This is a genomic window from Paraburkholderia sp. BR13439, from assembly GCF_040948805.1.
Classification (GTDB): Bacteria; Pseudomonadota; Gammaproteobacteria; order Burkholderiales; family Burkholderiaceae; genus Paraburkholderia; species Paraburkholderia youngii.
In genome coordinates this window covers 59,849-76,488 of record NZ_JBFPKN010000001.1, presented here as the reverse complement: position 1 = coordinate 76,488, position 16,640 = coordinate 59,849, and the positions used below count along the sequence as shown (strand labels likewise).

The window sequence follows — 16,640 nt, the reverse complement described above, 5'->3', positions numbered from 1 at the left end:
ATTGCCGCCGATGCGACCAAGGAACCGGCATGAACGGAATCGATTCGGCCCTCGCTTCGGTGCTGTCGAGCCGGATCGACAGCCTGCTCAACATTGCGCCGGGAACCGCGACCACCTCGCAGACCGGCGCGGCCGGCGTCGATACCAAGGTTCCCGCGGCGCCTGCGAACGCGACGCCAGCGCCGCAGTCGTCCGCGCAAACCGCGCTGTCGGCCGTCGCGCTGACGCTGAACGCGATCGCGCACTCGGGCGGCGAGGCGACACCGGCGGTGCTCGGCCGCGCGCCGATCTGGGCGGCCGCGCCGGCGCTCGACGTCGCCATCGAGAGCTTGCCGCTGACCAATGCGGGCGCCGCTACTGGCGATTCCGCCGCTTCTGCGAATCTCAATACCAATCCCAACGCTGCTGCCAACGCTACCGCGGCTACCACCGCGAGCGTGGCGGCGACCGAAGTGCCCGTCGCGGCGCTCGCGGCCGCGCTGCAAAAGACAGTGGCCGACAGCGGCCTGTTCTACGAGGCGCATCTCGCGGCGTGGCTGGTCGGCCAGCGTTCGCCGGCTCAACTGGCGAACGAGGCACAGAATCAGCTCGTCGCAGATTCTCAATTGGCCCCCGGCTGGAGCACCGACGCTGGCGACGCGAGCACGCGGTCCGCTTCGGCGAACGGAGCCGCCGAGGCGACGCCACGCGGCGCGCCGAACGGTACACCGAACGGCACGCCGGCTGGCACGCCGAACGCCGCCGACAACAGCCCGGCCTCGCACGCGATGCCGTCGATCCTGACCGCGCAGGCCGCGCGGCTCGTCGCGGGCGAGCTGCTGGCCAGTTCGGTGTCCGACCTGAACGGGCAGTCCACACATGCGGGGCCGCACGGCGCGGCGTCGCAGGCGGCCGATGCGGGTCCATCGCAGAGCGCACAGGCAATGGCGGCGGCGGTGCATCCGGCGACGGTGCCGCTCGTGCGCCAGCAGCTCGATCTGCTCGCGACCGGACAGTTTCGCTGGACCGGCGAGGCGTGGCCCGGCGCGCGTCTGGACTGGACCATCGAGCAGGACGGCGACGAATGGGACCGCGGCGGCGGCGGCCTCGCGAGCGAGGACGACCAGCCGTGGCGCACGCGCCTGACGCTGTCGCTGCCGACGCTCGGCACCGTCGATGTCGAACTGACGCTGACCGGGGCGCGGCTGAGCGCGCGCGTGCAGGCGAGCCCGCGGGGCGCCGCGCGGCTCGCGAATCAGGGTGACGGTTTCCGTCAGCGGCTCGCGGCGGCGGGGATCGAGCTGCAGGGCTTGACGATTCGGGAGATTGGCGGCGGTGCACCGGCGGCTGCTGCGGCTGGCGCCTCGGCGGCGGGGGCGCAGGCGGCGGGCGCGTATGCGCGGTCAGCGTCGGCGGCTGCAACCGAGTCGGCGGCGGCGAGCACCGCTCCGCGCGACGACTTCGATTGGGATATCTGATGAGCCGCACCCATCGTCGCAGCGCGGCTGCGCTCGTTTATGACGCTCATGGCGGGGAGCCCGCGCCGCGTGTGGTTGCGAAGGGGTATGGGCTGCTTGCCGACATGATCGTGCAGCGCGCGAAGGAAGCAGGGCTGTATGTGCACGAGGCGCCCGAGATGGTGTCGCTGTTGATGCAGGTCGATCTGGATGCGCGGATTCCTCCGGAGCTATATCAGGCTGTTGCCGAGTTGTTGGCCTGGTTGCATCGGCTCGAGAGTGGGGCTGATGTTGAGCCGGCTCCTGAGGGGGAGAGTGCTGGCGCGCAGGATGTGGTGGATGTTGTTGCTACTGATGTGCCTGGCGGCACGGGGGCTGTGGATCATTGACGGTGCGGGCTTGCCCTTTTGCAGGGCGGAGTTCTTTTTTGTCTTTGTTCTTGCGGTGTTGGTCTTTCCCTGCTTGTCGGTCTATTGGCGTTGACCGTGCGCCATCGCAAACGGTGCCTCGCGTGACGTAGAAAAGGCCTCGCTGCAGCGCGGGCCTTTTCGCAGGAAACCCCCGCAAAAGCGGGAATAGCGAGCCGAACTCAGAGATCAACGAAACGTGGCAACAGGTCCTGATCGGCGAGGCGGATTTCGATATCATTTGCCGCCTTGACGTGCTCCCGGTTGTGCACATCGAAGACTTCATCCGTCACGCTGACGACGATCTTGCCTTGCTGCTTGCCATCGCGCATGACAGGCATAAGTTCGCGCGCTTCGGGCACCTGGGCCTGCGTGAGAACGTGCGGAAGGTAGAGCATCCAGCTAACGCCTAGGCGGTCGTCGAATACCTGCTTTTCGAAATACCTTCGAGGGCCGAACATCACATAGAACGAATCGTAAATCTCTGCAATCTTGGCAACGACCTCGGCAACGGATCGGAATCCACCGAGCCGAGATAATGCGTGGCTTTGTCATCCATAGCTAGTTCAAAAGATTGGGGCAAAAGCCTGCCACCATCAATTGAAATCGAGAATGCCGCCCCGCTGTCATCTGCCTGGGTGCCATTCCAAATACCGATAGTCTTCGGCGCGTCGTCAGCTTTACCCTTATAGCGGTCAGCGACTTCATTCATTGCATCCTTCGTCGGGCGATCGTCTTCGTAAGCGCGATACTTTAGCGCCTCCCCAAGATCGTCCCCTTTGAGATACCAGTTTTCAAGCAGCCGGTCTTTCCGCGCCAGCAATTCGATAACCGGCCGAAGACGTTCAAAATGGAAGAAAAAGGCTCTGGAGGGAATGTTGTCAGCGTCTCGATGCTGCGAAAACAGATTCATGGCCGACTCACGGTTGATAGGTAGAAGAAACGCCGTTGGCTGCGAGAGTTCGCAGCATGTAAGCGCGGGTCTTCGGCGTTTGAAAGTACCACATTAGTCTCGCGGGCGGATTGGCGCGCACAATCGTCCCTTGCGTCTTTACCTGATCTTGCATCGAATCGAAACCGGTGAAGAAGCGCAACACTTCGCCGTCGTCCTTTATGAACTGATCGTCGTTTCCCTTCGCCTCCTGCAAGAGGCATTGCGAGTGCTGGAACCCGTCAAAGTCCGTGGCAAACCATTGCCACTCCATATTCCAGCCCTGGGTGGTCTCACGGCCCTTTCCATCCGTGGTTATCCCATATTCGAATCCGGTAATGCGAGCCTGATAGCGGCGCGGCTCGGGGTTCATGCTGTGGTTCTTTTGCACCTTTTCGCAACCCTTCTCAGGCGGGCACTTGCACGGCCTCTCACGCTCGCGGGACCGGTCACGCGACAGTTCGCCCCAACCGCCATCAGCGTCTGCTCCCGTGCCGCTGCTGCCCGCAGGACCAGCAGACGGTGCGACAGCGGGGACCGGAACAGACATGGGCGTTGCCTGCGCCATCGCGTTTGCTGCGCGTGCGAGCGTCGCGGGAATGGAATACCCATCAGCGTTTCTCCTTCATTTGCTGTTGTCTTTTTCGCGTTGCCTGCATCAGCATTTCGAATCGCTGTTCAGCCGGAACGCCGGGCTTGTGCAGCCCTGCTATGACCGCCGGAATAAAGTCCACATAGTTGCGGTCTTCATAGGCGTTCAGATGCACTCTGAAAAGCTCACGCTCGCTCTTCCACGGGCATACGGCATTGAGCGCATGCAACACCGTCGGGTCCCAGAAGCGCAGCAACGTATTGGCCTTGGCTGAAATGATGAAGTGCCGGTTGTCGCCGCCTGAAGCCTGTGATGGCGTCCGAGCCGACGCCTGACGAAGATCGGGCCGCTATCGGAACAGGCAGACGAAGCCGGTAAGCGCGAAGAGGTGTTGCAACGACTCGCAACGCAACGGCACAAGTGGCATCGTGAGGGAGCACCGCACGGTGTCAATCGGTGGTTGCACGTCAAAACTCAAAGGTCAACGAATCGTGGCAACAAATCCTGATCTGCCAGACGAATCTCGATATCGTTAGACGCCTTGACGTGATCGCGGTTGTTCACGTCGAAGACGTCATCCGTCACGCTGACAATGATCGTGCCTTGCTGCTTGTCTTCCCGCATGACAGGGATAAGAGCGCGCGCTTCGGGCACTTGGGCCTGCGTGAGAACGTGCGGCAGGTAGAGCATCCAGCTAACGCCTAAACGATCGTCGAAGACCTGTTGATCTTGATAGGCTCGTGGCCCGAACGTTACGTACAACGCCTCGTAGATAATGGCGACTTCGGAGACGAATTCTCCAATCGCGTCATAGAGTCCAAGCCGCGAACTATCGTCACTCTTTTCGCCAAGGGAAATTTCGAAAATATCGGACAATTCGCCACTATCGAACGATACCGAAATCAACGCATTGTGATAGACGGACTGTTGACCGTTCCAGCAGAGGACCGATTTCGGATCTTTTTCACGCCCATCATATTCTTTGGAAAGAAGGGCTAGTGCGGTTGCCGAGGGCTCGGAATTTGCAAATACAGGCCGCTGCAGTGACTCAGAAATCGAATCGGCACTCAGATACCAGCTTCCACCTAGCGTTTCGTCCTTGTTTGCGAGCCGCTCGATAATGCGGCGAAGTCTTCGAAGATGGAATTCAAAATCTCCCCGCCGAATGCCGGACTTATCGCGATGCTGTGAAAATAGATGCATGTTGACTCACGGTTGATATACGGAAGGGACGCTTGCGGCTCGAAGAGCGGACATTATGTAAGTTCTTGTTCGAGGTGTTTCGAAATACCACATGAGCTTTGATGGCGGATTTGCACGAACCAGCATACTCTGTTTCCGAATCGTTTCCCCCATCACCTTGAAACCTTGAAAGGGGAATATTGGCATATTCTGCTGATTCAAAAACTGATCATAGTTTCCCTTGGCTTCCTGCAAGAGGCATTGGGAAGGCTGAAATCCATCAAAGTCTGTGCCAAGCCACGCCCACTCCATATTCCAGCCCTGGCTGGTTTCCCTGCCCTTCCCGTCCGTCACAATTCCATAGTCAAACCCTGTAATACGGGCTTGGTAGCGTCGCGGTTCAGGATTCATGCTGTGATTCCTCTGCACCTTTTCGCCACCCTTCTCGGGCGGGCACTTCCACGTTTCGCGTTCGCGGGACCGGTCACGCGCTAGTTCGCCCCATCCGCCGTCTGCACGCGCACCCGTGCCGCTGCTGCCCGCAGGGCCAGCAGACGGTGCGACAGCGGGGACCGGAACAGGCATCGGCGTTGCCTGCGCCATCGCGTTTGCTGCGCGTGCGAGCGTCGCCGGGAATGGAATACCCATCAGCGTTTCTCCTTCATTTCCTGTTGTCTTTTTCGCGTTGCCTGCATCAGCATTTCGAATCGCTGTTCAGCTGGAACCCCGGGCTTGTGCAGCCATGCTATGACCTCCGGAATCCAGTAAAACCCCGGCGTGGTTGCTTCCACATACAGGAAATCGACTATCGGCCCGTCATGTGTAAAACGGAGCATCCTTGTCTGCGCAAAGGCCCCATCAAGCCGGTCGCGCAAGGTCGGATCATTGGCCAGCGCGGGATAATCGCGCACGATATGACCGCGGATAAAGTCGACATAGTTGCGGTCTTCATAGGCTTTCAGAAGCGCCCATTGTCCTTCGGTAAATTCCATTGTCGTCGATGGTGAACCGTCGTCCTTCGTTGAGGTAGTGCCACGCGTCGGCAGCCCTGAAAAGCTCACGCTCGCTCTTGCCGCGGCATACCGCATCGAGCGCATGCAACACCCTCGGGTCCCAGAAGCGCAGCAGGGCCGACCGTCCTTTTGGTATTCGGGTATGCAGGTGCGGGCGCAGCTTTGCGGCCTGCCGCTCAAGGCTCTCTGCGGTACTCAGCCAGATCACGCCAGGGCGGGCCTGTTCGAGTTCGCGCAGGTCCGCAATAAAATCGCGCGCCATCTTCGGATCAAGCAGCCACGGCCCCGCGTGTGCGAGTGCCATCTCGTGCGTTCCCGCGAACAGCGAAATCGCCCGATCGGTTTCGGCCGTGAGTTGCTGGCCGGTATGCTGCTGGTACTGGATACCGTCCACCAGCGCCAGCACGTGGCCGCTGTAGCGCCGTTGCCCGTACTGGCGAAGCTGTTCATTGACAGGGGCGGGAATCATCAGCGCTCCAGGGTCATCGCACCTTGCCCGGCAGCGCGAATCATGCAATCGAGACAGATAGACGACTGCGGAAGCACCGGCCGGGGCGTTGCGCCGTAGACCAATGACGGGCTTTTTTTCCGTGGAGTATCCGGAGAGCGTCCGCGACAATTGCATGCCCATCCGTAACCCAGGGCTTCGGCCATCTCATAACCGGTGGGATACGACTTCAGACTATCGAACGGAAACCATTCACCGGTTTCAGCGTTCAGCGCCATTGCCGACGGCATTGGCGGGAAGTTTGAGTAGAGGGAATAGGTGATACGACAAAGCTGGCACTCTTCCATGCCCCGGGTTTCATCCTGCTTCTGTTTTTCCATCTGACCTCTGCTGTTTTTCCAGAATACACCCGACGAATTAACCATCGAAAACGCAACACGGTCAACGGCTTTAAATTGAGATAAAACCTTTTTGACACCCATTTACTATGGTGTCGGGTATCTCTATTTCTATTGCATATGCATTGCTTTCAAAGATGCAATGGAATTGTCACGTAACCTTCTTACACTGCCGCCCGAAGCAATAATTTCAATAATCGGGCGAGGTTTCGCGAAGACGACATCCGTCCAGCGCGTAGAGGATTGACATCGTATGGATTTTTCAAAGAACAAGAGTCGGATGTTGCGGGTGAGCGCTTGTGCGCTGCTGGCCAGCCTCGGTGTGGCGGCGGGTCTGAGCGCGTGTGGCGGCAGCAACAGCATGGTTCCCCAGGTGTCGGGCCAGGTGCTCGGCAGCTACATCCAGAATGCGAAGGTCTGTCTCGACCTCAATGACAACGGCAAGTGCGATAGCGGCGAGCCCTATGCGGTGACCGATGCCAAGGGCAAATTCTCTATTGGCGACGCGAGCAACGGCGGCTGGAAGAATGTGGTCGCCGATCTGACCAACGCGCAGGAAAACGATGCCAATGGCAACAACATGGGCAACCAGTTCGGTTCCGGCACGTTCTTCCGCGCGCCCACGGGCGCGACGGGCACCGTTAGCGCCATCACCACGCAACTGGCTCAACTGGTGGCGGGCGGCGCCACGCTCGACGACGCAAAGAGCACGCTCGCAGCCAGGTACGGCAGCGTGCCGGCCGACAAGCTGCTCGGCGACTTCAACGGCGACAGCAGCCTTGCCAGCCTGAAGGCCGCAAGCGACAACTACATCAAAGCGGTTGTCGGCGCAAAAGCGGTGCGCCACGTTTTCGTGATCACGATGGAAAACAAGGACTACGAGGAGTCTTTTGGCACGACTGCGGCCACCAGTGGCCAGGACCCTTACCTGAAGTCGCTCGCGACGCAGGGCGCGATGCTGACCAACTACTACGGTACGGGTCACGTCAGCCTCGATAACTACATCTCGATGATGAGCGGTCAACCCTCGACGGTGGATACCGAGACCGACTGCTTCGCGCTCTGGTCCGACATCGTCGATGCCGGCGACTACACCGATCCGGTCAACGGTGCCAAGCTGCTCAAGGCTGGCACGGATGCGAACGGTCACGCCGGTGGCGGCTGTGTGTATCCGGCGCGCGTCAAGACGCTTGCCAACCAGCTCGATAACGCCAAGTTCGCCTGGAAGGGCTACATGGGCGACATGGGTAACGACCTGAACCGCGACGGCACGAAGACGTGCAGCTTCCCGACCCGTACCGCGAAGCTGGCGGGCACTGATCCCGCCAAGGCGGTCGACGGTACGCAGTCGGCTTCGGCGGGTTCCGCGTCCGGCGACGTCATCGCGGACGCATACGCAACGCGTCACAATCCGTTCGTGTACTTTCACTCGATCATCGACGACATCGAATATTGCGACCAGCACGTCGTGAATCTGGACGCAAACCTGGAAAACGATCTGAAGTCGATCGACACCACGCCGAACCTCGTGTTCATCACGCCGAACCTGTGCGATGACGGCCATGACGGCGACGGCACGGGCGCGGCAGGCAAGGGCTGCAAGAGCGGCGCACCGGGCGGTCTGACTTCGATCGACGCGTTCCTGAAAAAGTGGATTCCTATCATCCAGGCTTCGCCGGCTTACCAGCGCGATGGTTTGATCGTCATCAACTTCGATGAGTCGAATGCGTCCAGCGGCGGTTATAGCCCGTCCCTCAACGGCACGACGCTGCAACTGATGATCAACCTGACTGGCGCGTCGACCGCCAACCAGCAGAGCGGTCCTAACGTGACGCGTCCCGAGGACGAGTTCCTGATGGCGAACTATCCGATTTCCGCTGCTGCGGGATTGCTTGGTTCGGCAAGTGCTTCGGCGCTTACGGCAGCATTCCCGACGGCGACCACGTTCAGCCTCGGCATGCACTACAACGGCGTGGGCGGCGACCGCACCGGGGCCGTGCTGTTGTCACCGTTCATCAAGGCGGGTACGACCACCGCTACGGGCTACAACCACTACTCGCTGCTCAAGAGCCTGGAAAACATATTCGGTATTCCGCAGTATCTGGGCTATGCAAACGATGTGAATCTGACAGCCTTCGGCTCCGACATCTTCACTCAGTAAAGATCGATGGCTTTGCACTTTACGAAAGGGACCGCCCGGGGGGCGGCCCTTTTTCTCTTTGCGAGTTTCTTCCTCACGGCCTGCGGCCCCAGGGAAGAGGCGATCAGCACCGCAGCCGCCGCGACACCCCCCGCGGCAACTTCCGCAGCGCCTTCCAACAAGGACATGGCCGAGATCGGCAAGCTGGCTTTTTTCGATCCGTCGCTGTCGGCGTCGGGCCGGCAGTCGTGTGCGAGCTGTCACAGCCCTGACCGTGCCTATGGGCCGCCCAATGGCCTCGCCGTGCAACTGGGCGGCGCCGATATGAAGCACTACGGCACGCGTGCCGTGCCATCGCTGCGCTATCTGCGGCGCGTGCCGATCTGGACTCACACGTATGCGAGCAGCGCCAAGGAACGCATGGAGGATGGCGACAACATGCCTTCCGGCGGCTACACCTGGGATGGGCGCTTCGACCGCCCGGCAGACCAGGCCGCGTTCCCGCTTTTGAATCCCGACGAGATGGCCAACGCGGACGCTGCCGCGGTCGCGAGCAGATTGAGCAGGAGCGCTTACGCTGCTCGTTTCCGCGCGGTGTTCGGTCAGGACATCTTCTCGCGTCCGGCCGACGCGCTCGCAGCGCTCGGCAAGTCGCTGGAGCGCTTCCAGTTCGACGATCCGAGCTTCCAGCCGTTCGATAGCAAGTTCGATCGCGTGCTGGACGGCAAGGCGCAGTTCACCGCGCCGGAGGCGCGGGGCTTCAGCCTGTTCGTCGATCCCGAGCGAGGCAACTGCGCGTCGTGTCACCTGGTCGACAAGGGCGCGGCCGGTGCGCATCCGACGCTTTCCGACTACAACTTCCAGACGCTGGGCGTGCCACGCAACCCGGAGATTCCGGCCAACGCCGATCCGAAGTACTACGACCTGGGTTTGTGCGGCCCGATGCGGACCGACAAGACCGACAACAAGTGGTACTGCGGGATGTTCAGAACGCCCACGCTGCGCAACACCGCAACCCGCCAGGTGTTTTTCCATAACGGCCGCTTCCACACGCTCGAAGATGCTTTGCGCTTTTACGTGCAACGCGACACGAACCCGGGCAAGTGGTATCCGCATGCCGGTGGCAAGCAGCAGTTCGACGACCTGCCGGTGCAATACCAGAGCAACGTCGACCATCGCACCGCGCCGATGACGAATCACAAAGGCGGCAAGCCGGTCTGGTCGGACAGTGATATCCGCGACGTGATCGCGTTTCTGGAAACATTGAACGACAGCGACGCAGAGGCGAACAAAAAAGTCGCAGCGCATTAAGGTCGCGGCGGAATATCGATTCAACAGGTCCAGGCGTAGAGGGGACGAATCGCCGAAACAACCAGTGGTTTTGGAACGGGGTTTCGGCGCGCGTAGCGCCGCCGGAAGAATGACTGCCTTGTCACCAGGGTGAAATGTGCGGGAGCACGGATTCCAGATGCACCACTACCTGATGCAGACCAAGGGACCCGCTTAAGAGCTAGCGGTTTAAAGCTGTCTTCTTTGCCTACTTTCTTTGCAAGCAGCAAAGAAAGTAGGTGCCGCCCCGCACAGGGGCAACGCTAGTAGACCGATAAGAAAGCAAGTAAAGGCCAACCCGTAAAGAACACCGACAAGATAACCATCCCTATCGAAGCCATCACGCGGCGCCCTACAAGCCGTTACGATCCCATGTGTCTATTCCGGCCCCGCCAGTACCGCCATAGCCTGATGGTCGCCGAGTACGCTAACGCCGCCACAAGCAGATCAATAGTCACCCACACGACGAAATACAAATCCTCGGGATCGCGGATTCCAAGCCAGCGCGAAGCACGCCACCAAATCACCGACTGGCTTTCAGGCATTGGCCAGGGATACGTGTGGACATAGGGCACAGCGAGACAGAACAGACCGACAAACAGCGCGACCTTGGATAGCCTACGGGCAAGTGCTTCCATACGTGATGACCTCGATTGTTCCGTACGCGCGAAGCCCCGAACTGCGGACAGGAATAGTAGCGGTGTGGATCAGCGCGTTGCGAATTCTCATGAAATCGCTATGGCTCGGCACGGTAATACAACCAAGTGAAATACCTTGGCCTCCTGCCGGATGTAACCGGAACTGCCCGCGCCTCACACCATTAACCCAGGTTATGTCATCAATGCTGCCGTCATCCCGATAAAGCGCGAACCATTCATTATGATTCGAAGGCGTGCCGAATGCTGAGTTGAAGGTATCTTGAGCCCACGTGTAAGCCTGAGAGCGGATGCCGCCCTTGGGGCGATCAACGATCCAGTATTTACCCGCGGGATAGGGCCGTCGTTGGGCACTGCTGTGCATCCGCCGCGATTGCGATATTGATGGTGACCTGAAAACGCATTGAATGTGCCGACGCCGAAAATCGTCAGTGGCGACAACGGTGCGTTATTCACAAGAAATTTCCTTCGTAAGCCACGTATGTTGTTCCTCGAGAAGGTTTATGACCGCCGCGCAGCTATGAAAATGTCGCCGCTGAGTAATACAAAATGCGGGCATCATTTTTTACTCGGTTGAAATCTGAATGGCTATAAGAGTGTGCTGAATATTTGCGAGCACATGGCTGCGCCCCAGCGACGCGCCGAAATAACCGGTGGCTCTGGAACAGGGTTTCGGCGCGCGTAGCGCCGCCGGAAGAATGACTGCCTTGTCACCAGGGTGAAATGTGCGGGAGCACGGATTCCAGATGCACCACTACCTGATGCAGACCAAGGGACCCGCTTAAGAGCTAGCGGTTTTAAAGCTGTCTTCTTTGCCTACTTTCTTTGCAGCAGCAAAGAAAGTAGGTGCCGCCCCGCACAGGGGCAACGCTAATAGACCGATAAGAAAGCAAGGAAAGGCCAACCCCGCAAAGAACAAAGACAAAAAAGGCCTCACCGCGCAAGGTGAAAATCAAAACCTCATCATCAACTTCAACAACGCATTCACACGCCGACCGTAGGGCGGCGAGATCAACCCACGCGCGTTGAGGCGCGCCTGCATGAGCACGGGCTTCATCTTGGAAAAAGTAACGAACCCCTCATACCCGTGGTACGCCCCCATCCCACTCGCCCCAACCCCGCCGAAAGGCAAACTCTCACAGGCAAGCTGCATCAGCGTCTCATTAACCGCCATGCCACCGGCAATAGTTTCGAGCGTGACACGCTCAATAGTCCGCGCATCGTCGGCATAGAGATAAAGCGCTAGCGGCCGCGGCCGCGCATTGATCCATGCGATCGCATCATCGAGCGTGTCGTACGGCACGAGCGGCAACAGCGGCCCAAAAATCTCCTCCTGCATCAGCGCGCATTCGTTCGGCGCGCCGGTCACGGCGATCAGCGGAAAGCGCCGGCTCGCGGCATCGGGCGTCGCGTCGGTCAGCGCATGCAACTGCGCACCCGCAGCCCGCGCTTCGTCGGCGAGACGTTCGAGCCGCTCGAAGTGCCGCGCCGAAATGATCGACGTGTAGTCCGGATTCTGCGCGAAATTCGGGTACATCCTCGCCATTCGCACGCGCGCCCGTTCGATGAACGCCTGCTCCTTGCCGCGCGGCACCAGCACGTAGTCGGGCGCGATGCAGGTCTGCCCGGCATTCAGCGTCTTGCCGGCGATCAGGTTGTCGACCGCGTTGTCGAAACGCGCATGCGCACCGATCAGCGCCGGCGACTTGCCGCCGAGTTCGAGCGTGACCGGCGTCAGATGCTCGGCCGCCGCGCGCATCACTTCGTGGCCGATCTTCGTCGAGCCGGTGAACAGCAGATGATCGAACGGCTGCGCGCTGAACGCGGCCGCGAACGCCGCGTCGCCGTTGACGACCGCGACGTGATTGCGCGCGAAGGTCTGGCCGATCAGCAACTCGAATAGCGCCGAGGTGCGCGGCGTCAGCTCGGACATCTTGATGATCGCGCGATTGCCGGCCGTCAGCGCGCTGATCAACGGCCCGACCGCGAGCAACACGGGGTAATTCCACGGCACGATGATGCCGACCACGCCGAGCGGCTGCGGCACCACCTTCGCGCGCGCCGGCAGCAGCCATTTGTTGGTGCGGCGGCGCTGCGCTTTCATCCAGCGCTTGCCGTGACGCAGCGCGGCGTCGATCTCTTCCTTCACCAGCAGGAATTCGGCGAGCAGCACTTCTTCCTTCGCGCGATTGCCGAAGTCCGCGTGCATCGCATCGGCGAGCGCGTCGCGATTGTCGAGCATCAGCTTGCGCAGCGCGCGCAGATGCGTCGCCCGCGTGTCCCACGACGGATACGGCGCGCGCAGATACGCGTGACGTTGATCGCGCAGCAGCGCTTCGAGCGCGGCGACTCCCGCCAGATCATTCTTCATGTGAGTCCACTCCCTGATGGATGACGATGCGCGTTGAACGCGCTTATTGGTTTGAGCTTGCGTCGGTGTTGCGAGCGGAGCGCTCGAGGTTTGCGGACCCGCCGCGCTTACGTGGGAAAGGCGCGCTCGATGATCGCCGCGTGATCGAACGTGGCCGGTAGCGTGCCATACACGCGACCGCTTTCGCCGCAGCCGTCGGCGACACGCGTCGCGATGAACGCGTCGGCGACCGCCGCGGGCGCGTGCTGCGCGAGCAGCGTCGCCTGGGCGAGCAGCACGATCTGCTGCGCGATACGTCGTGCCGACGCCTCGCGCTGTTCGGCTGGCCCGTTCAGCGTCGCGGTCAGACGCGCGAGCGCCGCCCCCAACGCCGGATGCGCGCGCGCGACGTCCTGCCAGGCGGCGAACAGCGCTTGCGCGGCTTGCGGCTCGCGCTCCATCGCGCGCAGCACGTCGAGGCACATCACGTTGCCCGAGCCTTCCCAGATCGAGTTGACCGGCGCCTCGCGATAGAAGCGCGCCATCGGCCCGGTTTCGACGTAGCCGTTGCCGCCCCACACTTCCATCGCCTCACCGGTGAATTCGAGCGCGCGCTTGCAGACCCAGTACTTCGCGGCCGGCGTAACGATGCGCCGCCACGCGCGTTCGGCCGATGAAGCCGACGACGCGTCGGCGGATTCCTCGAAGGCGCGCGCGAGACGCATGAACAGCACCGTCGCCGCTTCCGATTCGAGCGCGAGATCGGCAAGCACGTTGCGCATCAGCGGCTGCTCGGCAAGGTGCCGGCCGAACGCGCTGCGATGCCGCGCATGATGGATCGCCTGCACGAGCGCGGCGCGCATCAGCGCGGCGCTGCCGATCACGCAATCGAGCCGCGTGTAGTTCGCCATTTCGATGATGGTCGGCACGCCGCGTCCTTCGTCGCCGATCATCACGCCGTATGCGTCGAGAAATTCGACTTCGCTGCTTGCGTTGGAGCGGTTGCCGAGCTTGTCCTTCAGGCGCTGGATCTGCACCGCGTTCTTGCTGCCGTCCGGCGCGAAGCGCGGCACGAAGAAGCACGACAGTCCCTCGTGTGTGTCGGTGCGCGCGAGCACCAGATGCGCGTCGCATTGCGGCGCCGAGAAAAACCACTTATGACCGATGAGCCCGTAGGCGCCGCCGCGCCCGCCGGCACCGTCGAGCGCATGCGCTCGCGTCTGGTTGCTGCGCACGTCGGAGCCGCCCTGTTTCTCGGTCATGCCCATGCCGATCATCATCGAGCGCTTCTGCGTGAGCGGCACGTCGCGCGGATCGTGCTCGCGCGTGTACAACTGCTCGCGCAGTGTGTCGAACAACGCGGACTCGCGCTGCAACACCGGAATGCTCGCGAAGGTCATCGTCAGCGGACACAGCGAGCCGGATTCGATCTGCGCATGCATGAAGTAGCCGGCGCAGCGCGCAGCCATCGCGCCGCTTCGCGGATCGGAAAACGGCAGCGCGTGCAGTCCTTCGCGGCGCAGCAGCACGAGCAGTTCGTGCCACGCGGGATGAAACTCGAGCGCGTCGATGCGCTCGCCGCGCGGACTATGCGTGACCAGCTCCGGTGTATGACGGTTGGCGAGCTCGGCGAGCGCGAGCGTGTCAGGCGTCGTCAGCGCCGCGCCGTGTCGCAGCAGCGCCTCGCGATGCCAGCTCGCGCCGTCGCGATCGACGGCCGCGCTCAAGGCGGCGTCGCTCGCGAACAGGTTGTAGTCCGCGAGCGCAGGCGCCTGATTCGTCACCTCGTGAGTCTGGCCGAAGCCGTGCCGTTCCATCTGCTGTCTCCGTGCTTTCGCTATTGTGCGCCGCTTTGCCGACGGCATCCGCGATGTGTTTCGACGCATCTGTTAGAGCGCCGCGCGTGATGCCGGATGGGGGAGAAAGGCGCGCGCCGCGCCGTGTTTGCGTGCCGCGCGCGGCACGTACGCGCCTTTCATCATAGGGGCGCGATGCCGCCGGCGTTTAGAGGAATCGTTCTGTCAGTAAGGCGCCGCAGCCCCAAAACGCTCCCTACAATGCGCAGAAAACACACGTAGACAAGTGTGCACGAGACAGGGTCCGCGAGCAACGCGGCCCATCAGGAGGAGCGCATGCAATACGACTACATCATCGTCGGTGCGGGCTCGGGTGGCTGCGCGCTCGCGAGCCGTCTCGCGGATAGCTGTCCCGACGCGACCATCGCGTTGATCGAAGCCGGTCGGCATACCGAGCGCAATCTGCTGGTGAACATGCCGGTCGGCGTCGCGGCCGTGGTGCCGAACCGGCTGAAGACCAACTACGGCTACCTGACCACGCCGCAGCCGGGGCTCGCCGGTCGCCAGGGCTATCAGCCGCGCGGCCGCGGTTTCGGCGGATCGAGCGCGATCAACGCGATGATCTATACGCGCGGCCATCCGCTCGATTACGACGAGTGGGCGCGGCTCGGCTGTGACGGCTGGTCGTGGACCGAGGTGCTGCCGTATTTCCGCCGCGCCGAAGACAACGAGCGCGGCGCCGATGCGTGGCATGGCGAGGCCGGTCCGCTGACGGTGTCCGATCTGCGCTTCAAGAATCCGTTTTCAAAGCGCTTCGTGCAGGCCGCGCTCGAAGCGGGCTACAAGGCGAACGACGATTTCAACGGCGCGGACCAGGAAGGCATCGGTTTCTATCAGGTCACGCAGCGCGACGGACGCCGCTGCAGCGTTGCGCGCGCGTATATCTACGACCGGCCGCGCGCGAACCTGCACACGATCGCCGATGCAACCGTGCTGCGCGTCGTGTTCGACGGCAAGCGCGCGAGCGGCGTCGAGATCGCGCGCGGCGGCCGGATGGAAACGCTCGCCGCGCGCGCCGAGGTCGTGCTCGCCGCGGGCGCGTTCAACTCGCCGCAACTACTGATGTGCTCAGGTATCGGGCCGGCCGCGCATTTGCGCTCGCTCGGCATCGACGTGCTGCACGATGCACCCGAAGTCGGCCAGAACCTGACCGATCACATCGATTTCACGATCAACAAGCGGGTGAGGTCGATCGAGCCGGTCGGTTTCTCGGTGCGCGGCATCGCGCGGATGCTGCCGCAATTCGTCACGTTCAGGCGGCACGAGCGCGGCATGCTGTCGAGCAACGTCGCCGAGGCGGGCGGGTTTCTGAAGACCCGGCCGACGCTCGAGCGGCCCGATCTGCAATTGCATTTCTGCGCGGCGATCGTCGACGATCACAACCGCCATATGCACTGGGGCCACGGCTATTCGCTGCACGTGTGCGTGCTGCGTCCGCATAGCCGCGGCTCCGTGACGCTCGCGAGCGCCGATGCGCGTGTCGCGCCGCTCATAGATCCGCGCTTTCTGAGCGATGCGCGCGACCTCGATCTGCTCGTCGAGGGCGCGAAGATCGCGCGGCGCATTCTCGACGCGCCGTCGCTCGCGCTTCATGGCGGCGAGGAGTTGTACACGCGGCCGGGGCAATCGGACGCCGAACTGCGACAGACGATCGCCGAGCGCGCGGACACGATCTATCACCCGGTCGCGACCTGCCGGATGGGCGGCGACGCTCGCTCGGTCGTCGATCCGCAATTGCGCGTGCGCGGCGTAACGGGGTTGAGGATCGTCGATGCGTCGGTGATGCCGACACTGATAGGCGGCAACACCAATTCGCCGACGGTGATGATCGGCGAACGGGCGGCGGAGCTGATCGCGGCGAACGGGCGACAGGGAGCGGGGATGTCGGCGCAGGCGGTTTGA

16 protein-coding genes and 1 pseudogene are annotated in these 16,640 nt (G+C 61.9%); 5 read left to right on the top strand and 12 right to left on the bottom strand.

Features of this window, described 5'->3' with window-relative positions; all coding sequences use genetic code 11:
• Window positions 1-29 precede the first annotated feature (29 nt).
• The gene (locus AB3X96_RS00375; protein ID WP_368588189.1) at window positions 30-1,457 is read left to right on the top strand and encodes a flagellar hook-length control protein FliK; all 1,428 of its coding nucleotides are present in this window, start codon (window positions 30-32) and stop codon (window positions 1,455-1,457) included.
• Window positions 1,457-1,825, top strand: a complete 369-nt coding sequence (locus tag AB3X96_RS00370; RefSeq protein ID WP_368588188.1) for an EscU/YscU/HrcU family type III secretion system export apparatus switch protein — start codon at window positions 1,457-1,459, stop codon at window positions 1,823-1,825. Before AB3X96_RS00375 ends, AB3X96_RS00370 begins: the two co-directional genes overlap by 1 nt.
• A 200-nt stretch (window positions 1,826-2,025) precedes the next feature.
• On the opposite strand, the gene AB3X96_RS00365 is transcribed toward AB3X96_RS00370, so the two are convergent.
• The 9 genes from AB3X96_RS00365 to AB3X96_RS00325 form a co-directional block, all read right to left on the bottom strand.
• Complete coding sequence (locus AB3X96_RS00365) at window positions 2,026-2,307, bottom strand: hypothetical protein (RefSeq protein ID WP_368588187.1); 282 nt, start codon at window positions 2,305-2,307, stop codon at window positions 2,026-2,028.
• Window positions 2,304-2,756 (bottom strand): hypothetical protein, encoded by a 453-nt coding sequence (locus AB3X96_RS00360; protein WP_368588186.1) that lies wholly within the window; start codon window positions 2,754-2,756, stop codon window positions 2,304-2,306. The genes AB3X96_RS00365 and AB3X96_RS00360 overlap by 4 nt, the downstream gene beginning before the upstream one ends.
• Window positions 2,757-2,763: 7 nt before the next feature.
• On the bottom strand, window positions 2,764-3,147 hold the full coding sequence (locus AB3X96_RS00355; protein ID WP_368588185.1) for a restriction endonuclease fold toxin 5 domain-containing protein: 384 nt from the start codon (window positions 3,145-3,147) through the stop codon (window positions 2,764-2,766).
• A gap of 238 nt (window positions 3,148-3,385) precedes the next feature.
• Window positions 3,386-3,622, bottom strand: a complete 237-nt coding sequence (locus AB3X96_RS00350) for a hypothetical protein (protein ID WP_368588184.1) — start codon at window positions 3,620-3,622, stop codon at window positions 3,386-3,388.
• A gap of 218 nt (window positions 3,623-3,840) precedes the next feature.
• Window positions 3,841-4,569, bottom strand: a complete 729-nt coding sequence (locus AB3X96_RS00345) for an immunity 52 family protein (protein WP_246392096.1) — start codon at window positions 4,567-4,569, stop codon at window positions 3,841-3,843.
• A gap of 6 nt (window positions 4,570-4,575) precedes the next feature.
• Window positions 4,576-5,196, bottom strand: a complete 621-nt coding sequence (locus tag AB3X96_RS00340) for a restriction endonuclease fold toxin 5 domain-containing protein (RefSeq protein ID WP_368588183.1) — start codon at window positions 5,194-5,196, stop codon at window positions 4,576-4,578.
• Window positions 5,196-5,540 carry a hypothetical protein gene (locus tag AB3X96_RS00335; protein WP_368588182.1) on the bottom strand — a complete coding sequence of 115 codons (345 nt, stop codon included), beginning with the start codon at window positions 5,538-5,540 and terminating at the stop codon, window positions 5,196-5,198. Before AB3X96_RS00335 ends, AB3X96_RS00340 begins: the two co-directional genes overlap by 1 nt.
• Window positions 5,497-6,030, bottom strand: coding sequence for a DUF4123 domain-containing protein (locus tag AB3X96_RS00330; protein WP_368588181.1), 534 nt, complete (start codon window positions 6,028-6,030; stop codon window positions 5,497-5,499). Before AB3X96_RS00330 ends, AB3X96_RS00335 begins: the two co-directional genes overlap by 44 nt.
• Complete coding sequence (locus AB3X96_RS00325) at window positions 6,030-6,389, bottom strand: hypothetical protein (protein ID WP_368588650.1); 360 nt, start codon at window positions 6,387-6,389, stop codon at window positions 6,030-6,032. Before AB3X96_RS00325 ends, AB3X96_RS00330 begins: the two co-directional genes overlap by 1 nt.
• 271 nt (window positions 6,390-6,660) lie before the next feature.
• Here AB3X96_RS00325 and AB3X96_RS00320 point away from each other — a divergent pair, with 271 nt between their 5' ends.
• Window positions 6,661-8,568: an alkaline phosphatase family protein gene (locus tag AB3X96_RS00320; RefSeq protein ID WP_368588180.1), complete on the top strand. Its 1,908-nt coding sequence runs from the start codon at window positions 6,661-6,663 to the stop codon at window positions 8,566-8,568.
• A 165-nt stretch (window positions 8,569-8,733) separates the two neighbouring features.
• Window positions 8,734-9,858: a cytochrome-c peroxidase gene (locus AB3X96_RS00315; RefSeq protein ID WP_368588179.1), complete on the top strand. Its 1,125-nt coding sequence runs from the start codon at window positions 8,734-8,736 to the stop codon at window positions 9,856-9,858.
• Between the two features lie 636 nt (window positions 9,859-10,494).
• Here AB3X96_RS00315 and AB3X96_RS00310 read toward each other — a convergent pair.
• The 3 genes and pseudogenes from AB3X96_RS00310 to AB3X96_RS00300 all read right to left on the bottom strand — a co-directional run bounded on the left by AB3X96_RS00310 (window position 10,495) and on the right by AB3X96_RS00300 (window position 14,699).
• Window positions 10,495-11,015, bottom strand: a pseudogene (locus AB3X96_RS00310) (DUF2778 domain-containing protein).
• A 469-nt stretch (window positions 11,016-11,484) separates the two neighbouring features.
• The gene (locus tag AB3X96_RS00305) at window positions 11,485-12,903 is read right to left on the bottom strand and encodes a coniferyl aldehyde dehydrogenase (protein WP_368588178.1); all 1,419 of its coding nucleotides are present in this window, start codon (window positions 12,901-12,903) and stop codon (window positions 11,485-11,487) included.
• Window positions 12,904-13,010: 107 nt separating this feature from the next.
• The gene (locus AB3X96_RS00300) at window positions 13,011-14,699 is read right to left on the bottom strand and encodes an isovaleryl-CoA dehydrogenase (protein WP_368588177.1); all 1,689 of its coding nucleotides are present in this window, start codon (window positions 14,697-14,699) and stop codon (window positions 13,011-13,013) included.
• A 315-nt stretch (window positions 14,700-15,014) separates the two neighbouring features.
• Here AB3X96_RS00300 and AB3X96_RS00295 point away from each other — a divergent pair, with 315 nt between their 5' ends.
• Window positions 15,015-16,640 (top strand): GMC family oxidoreductase, encoded by a 1,626-nt coding sequence (locus AB3X96_RS00295; protein ID WP_368588176.1) that lies wholly within the window; start codon window positions 15,015-15,017, stop codon window positions 16,638-16,640.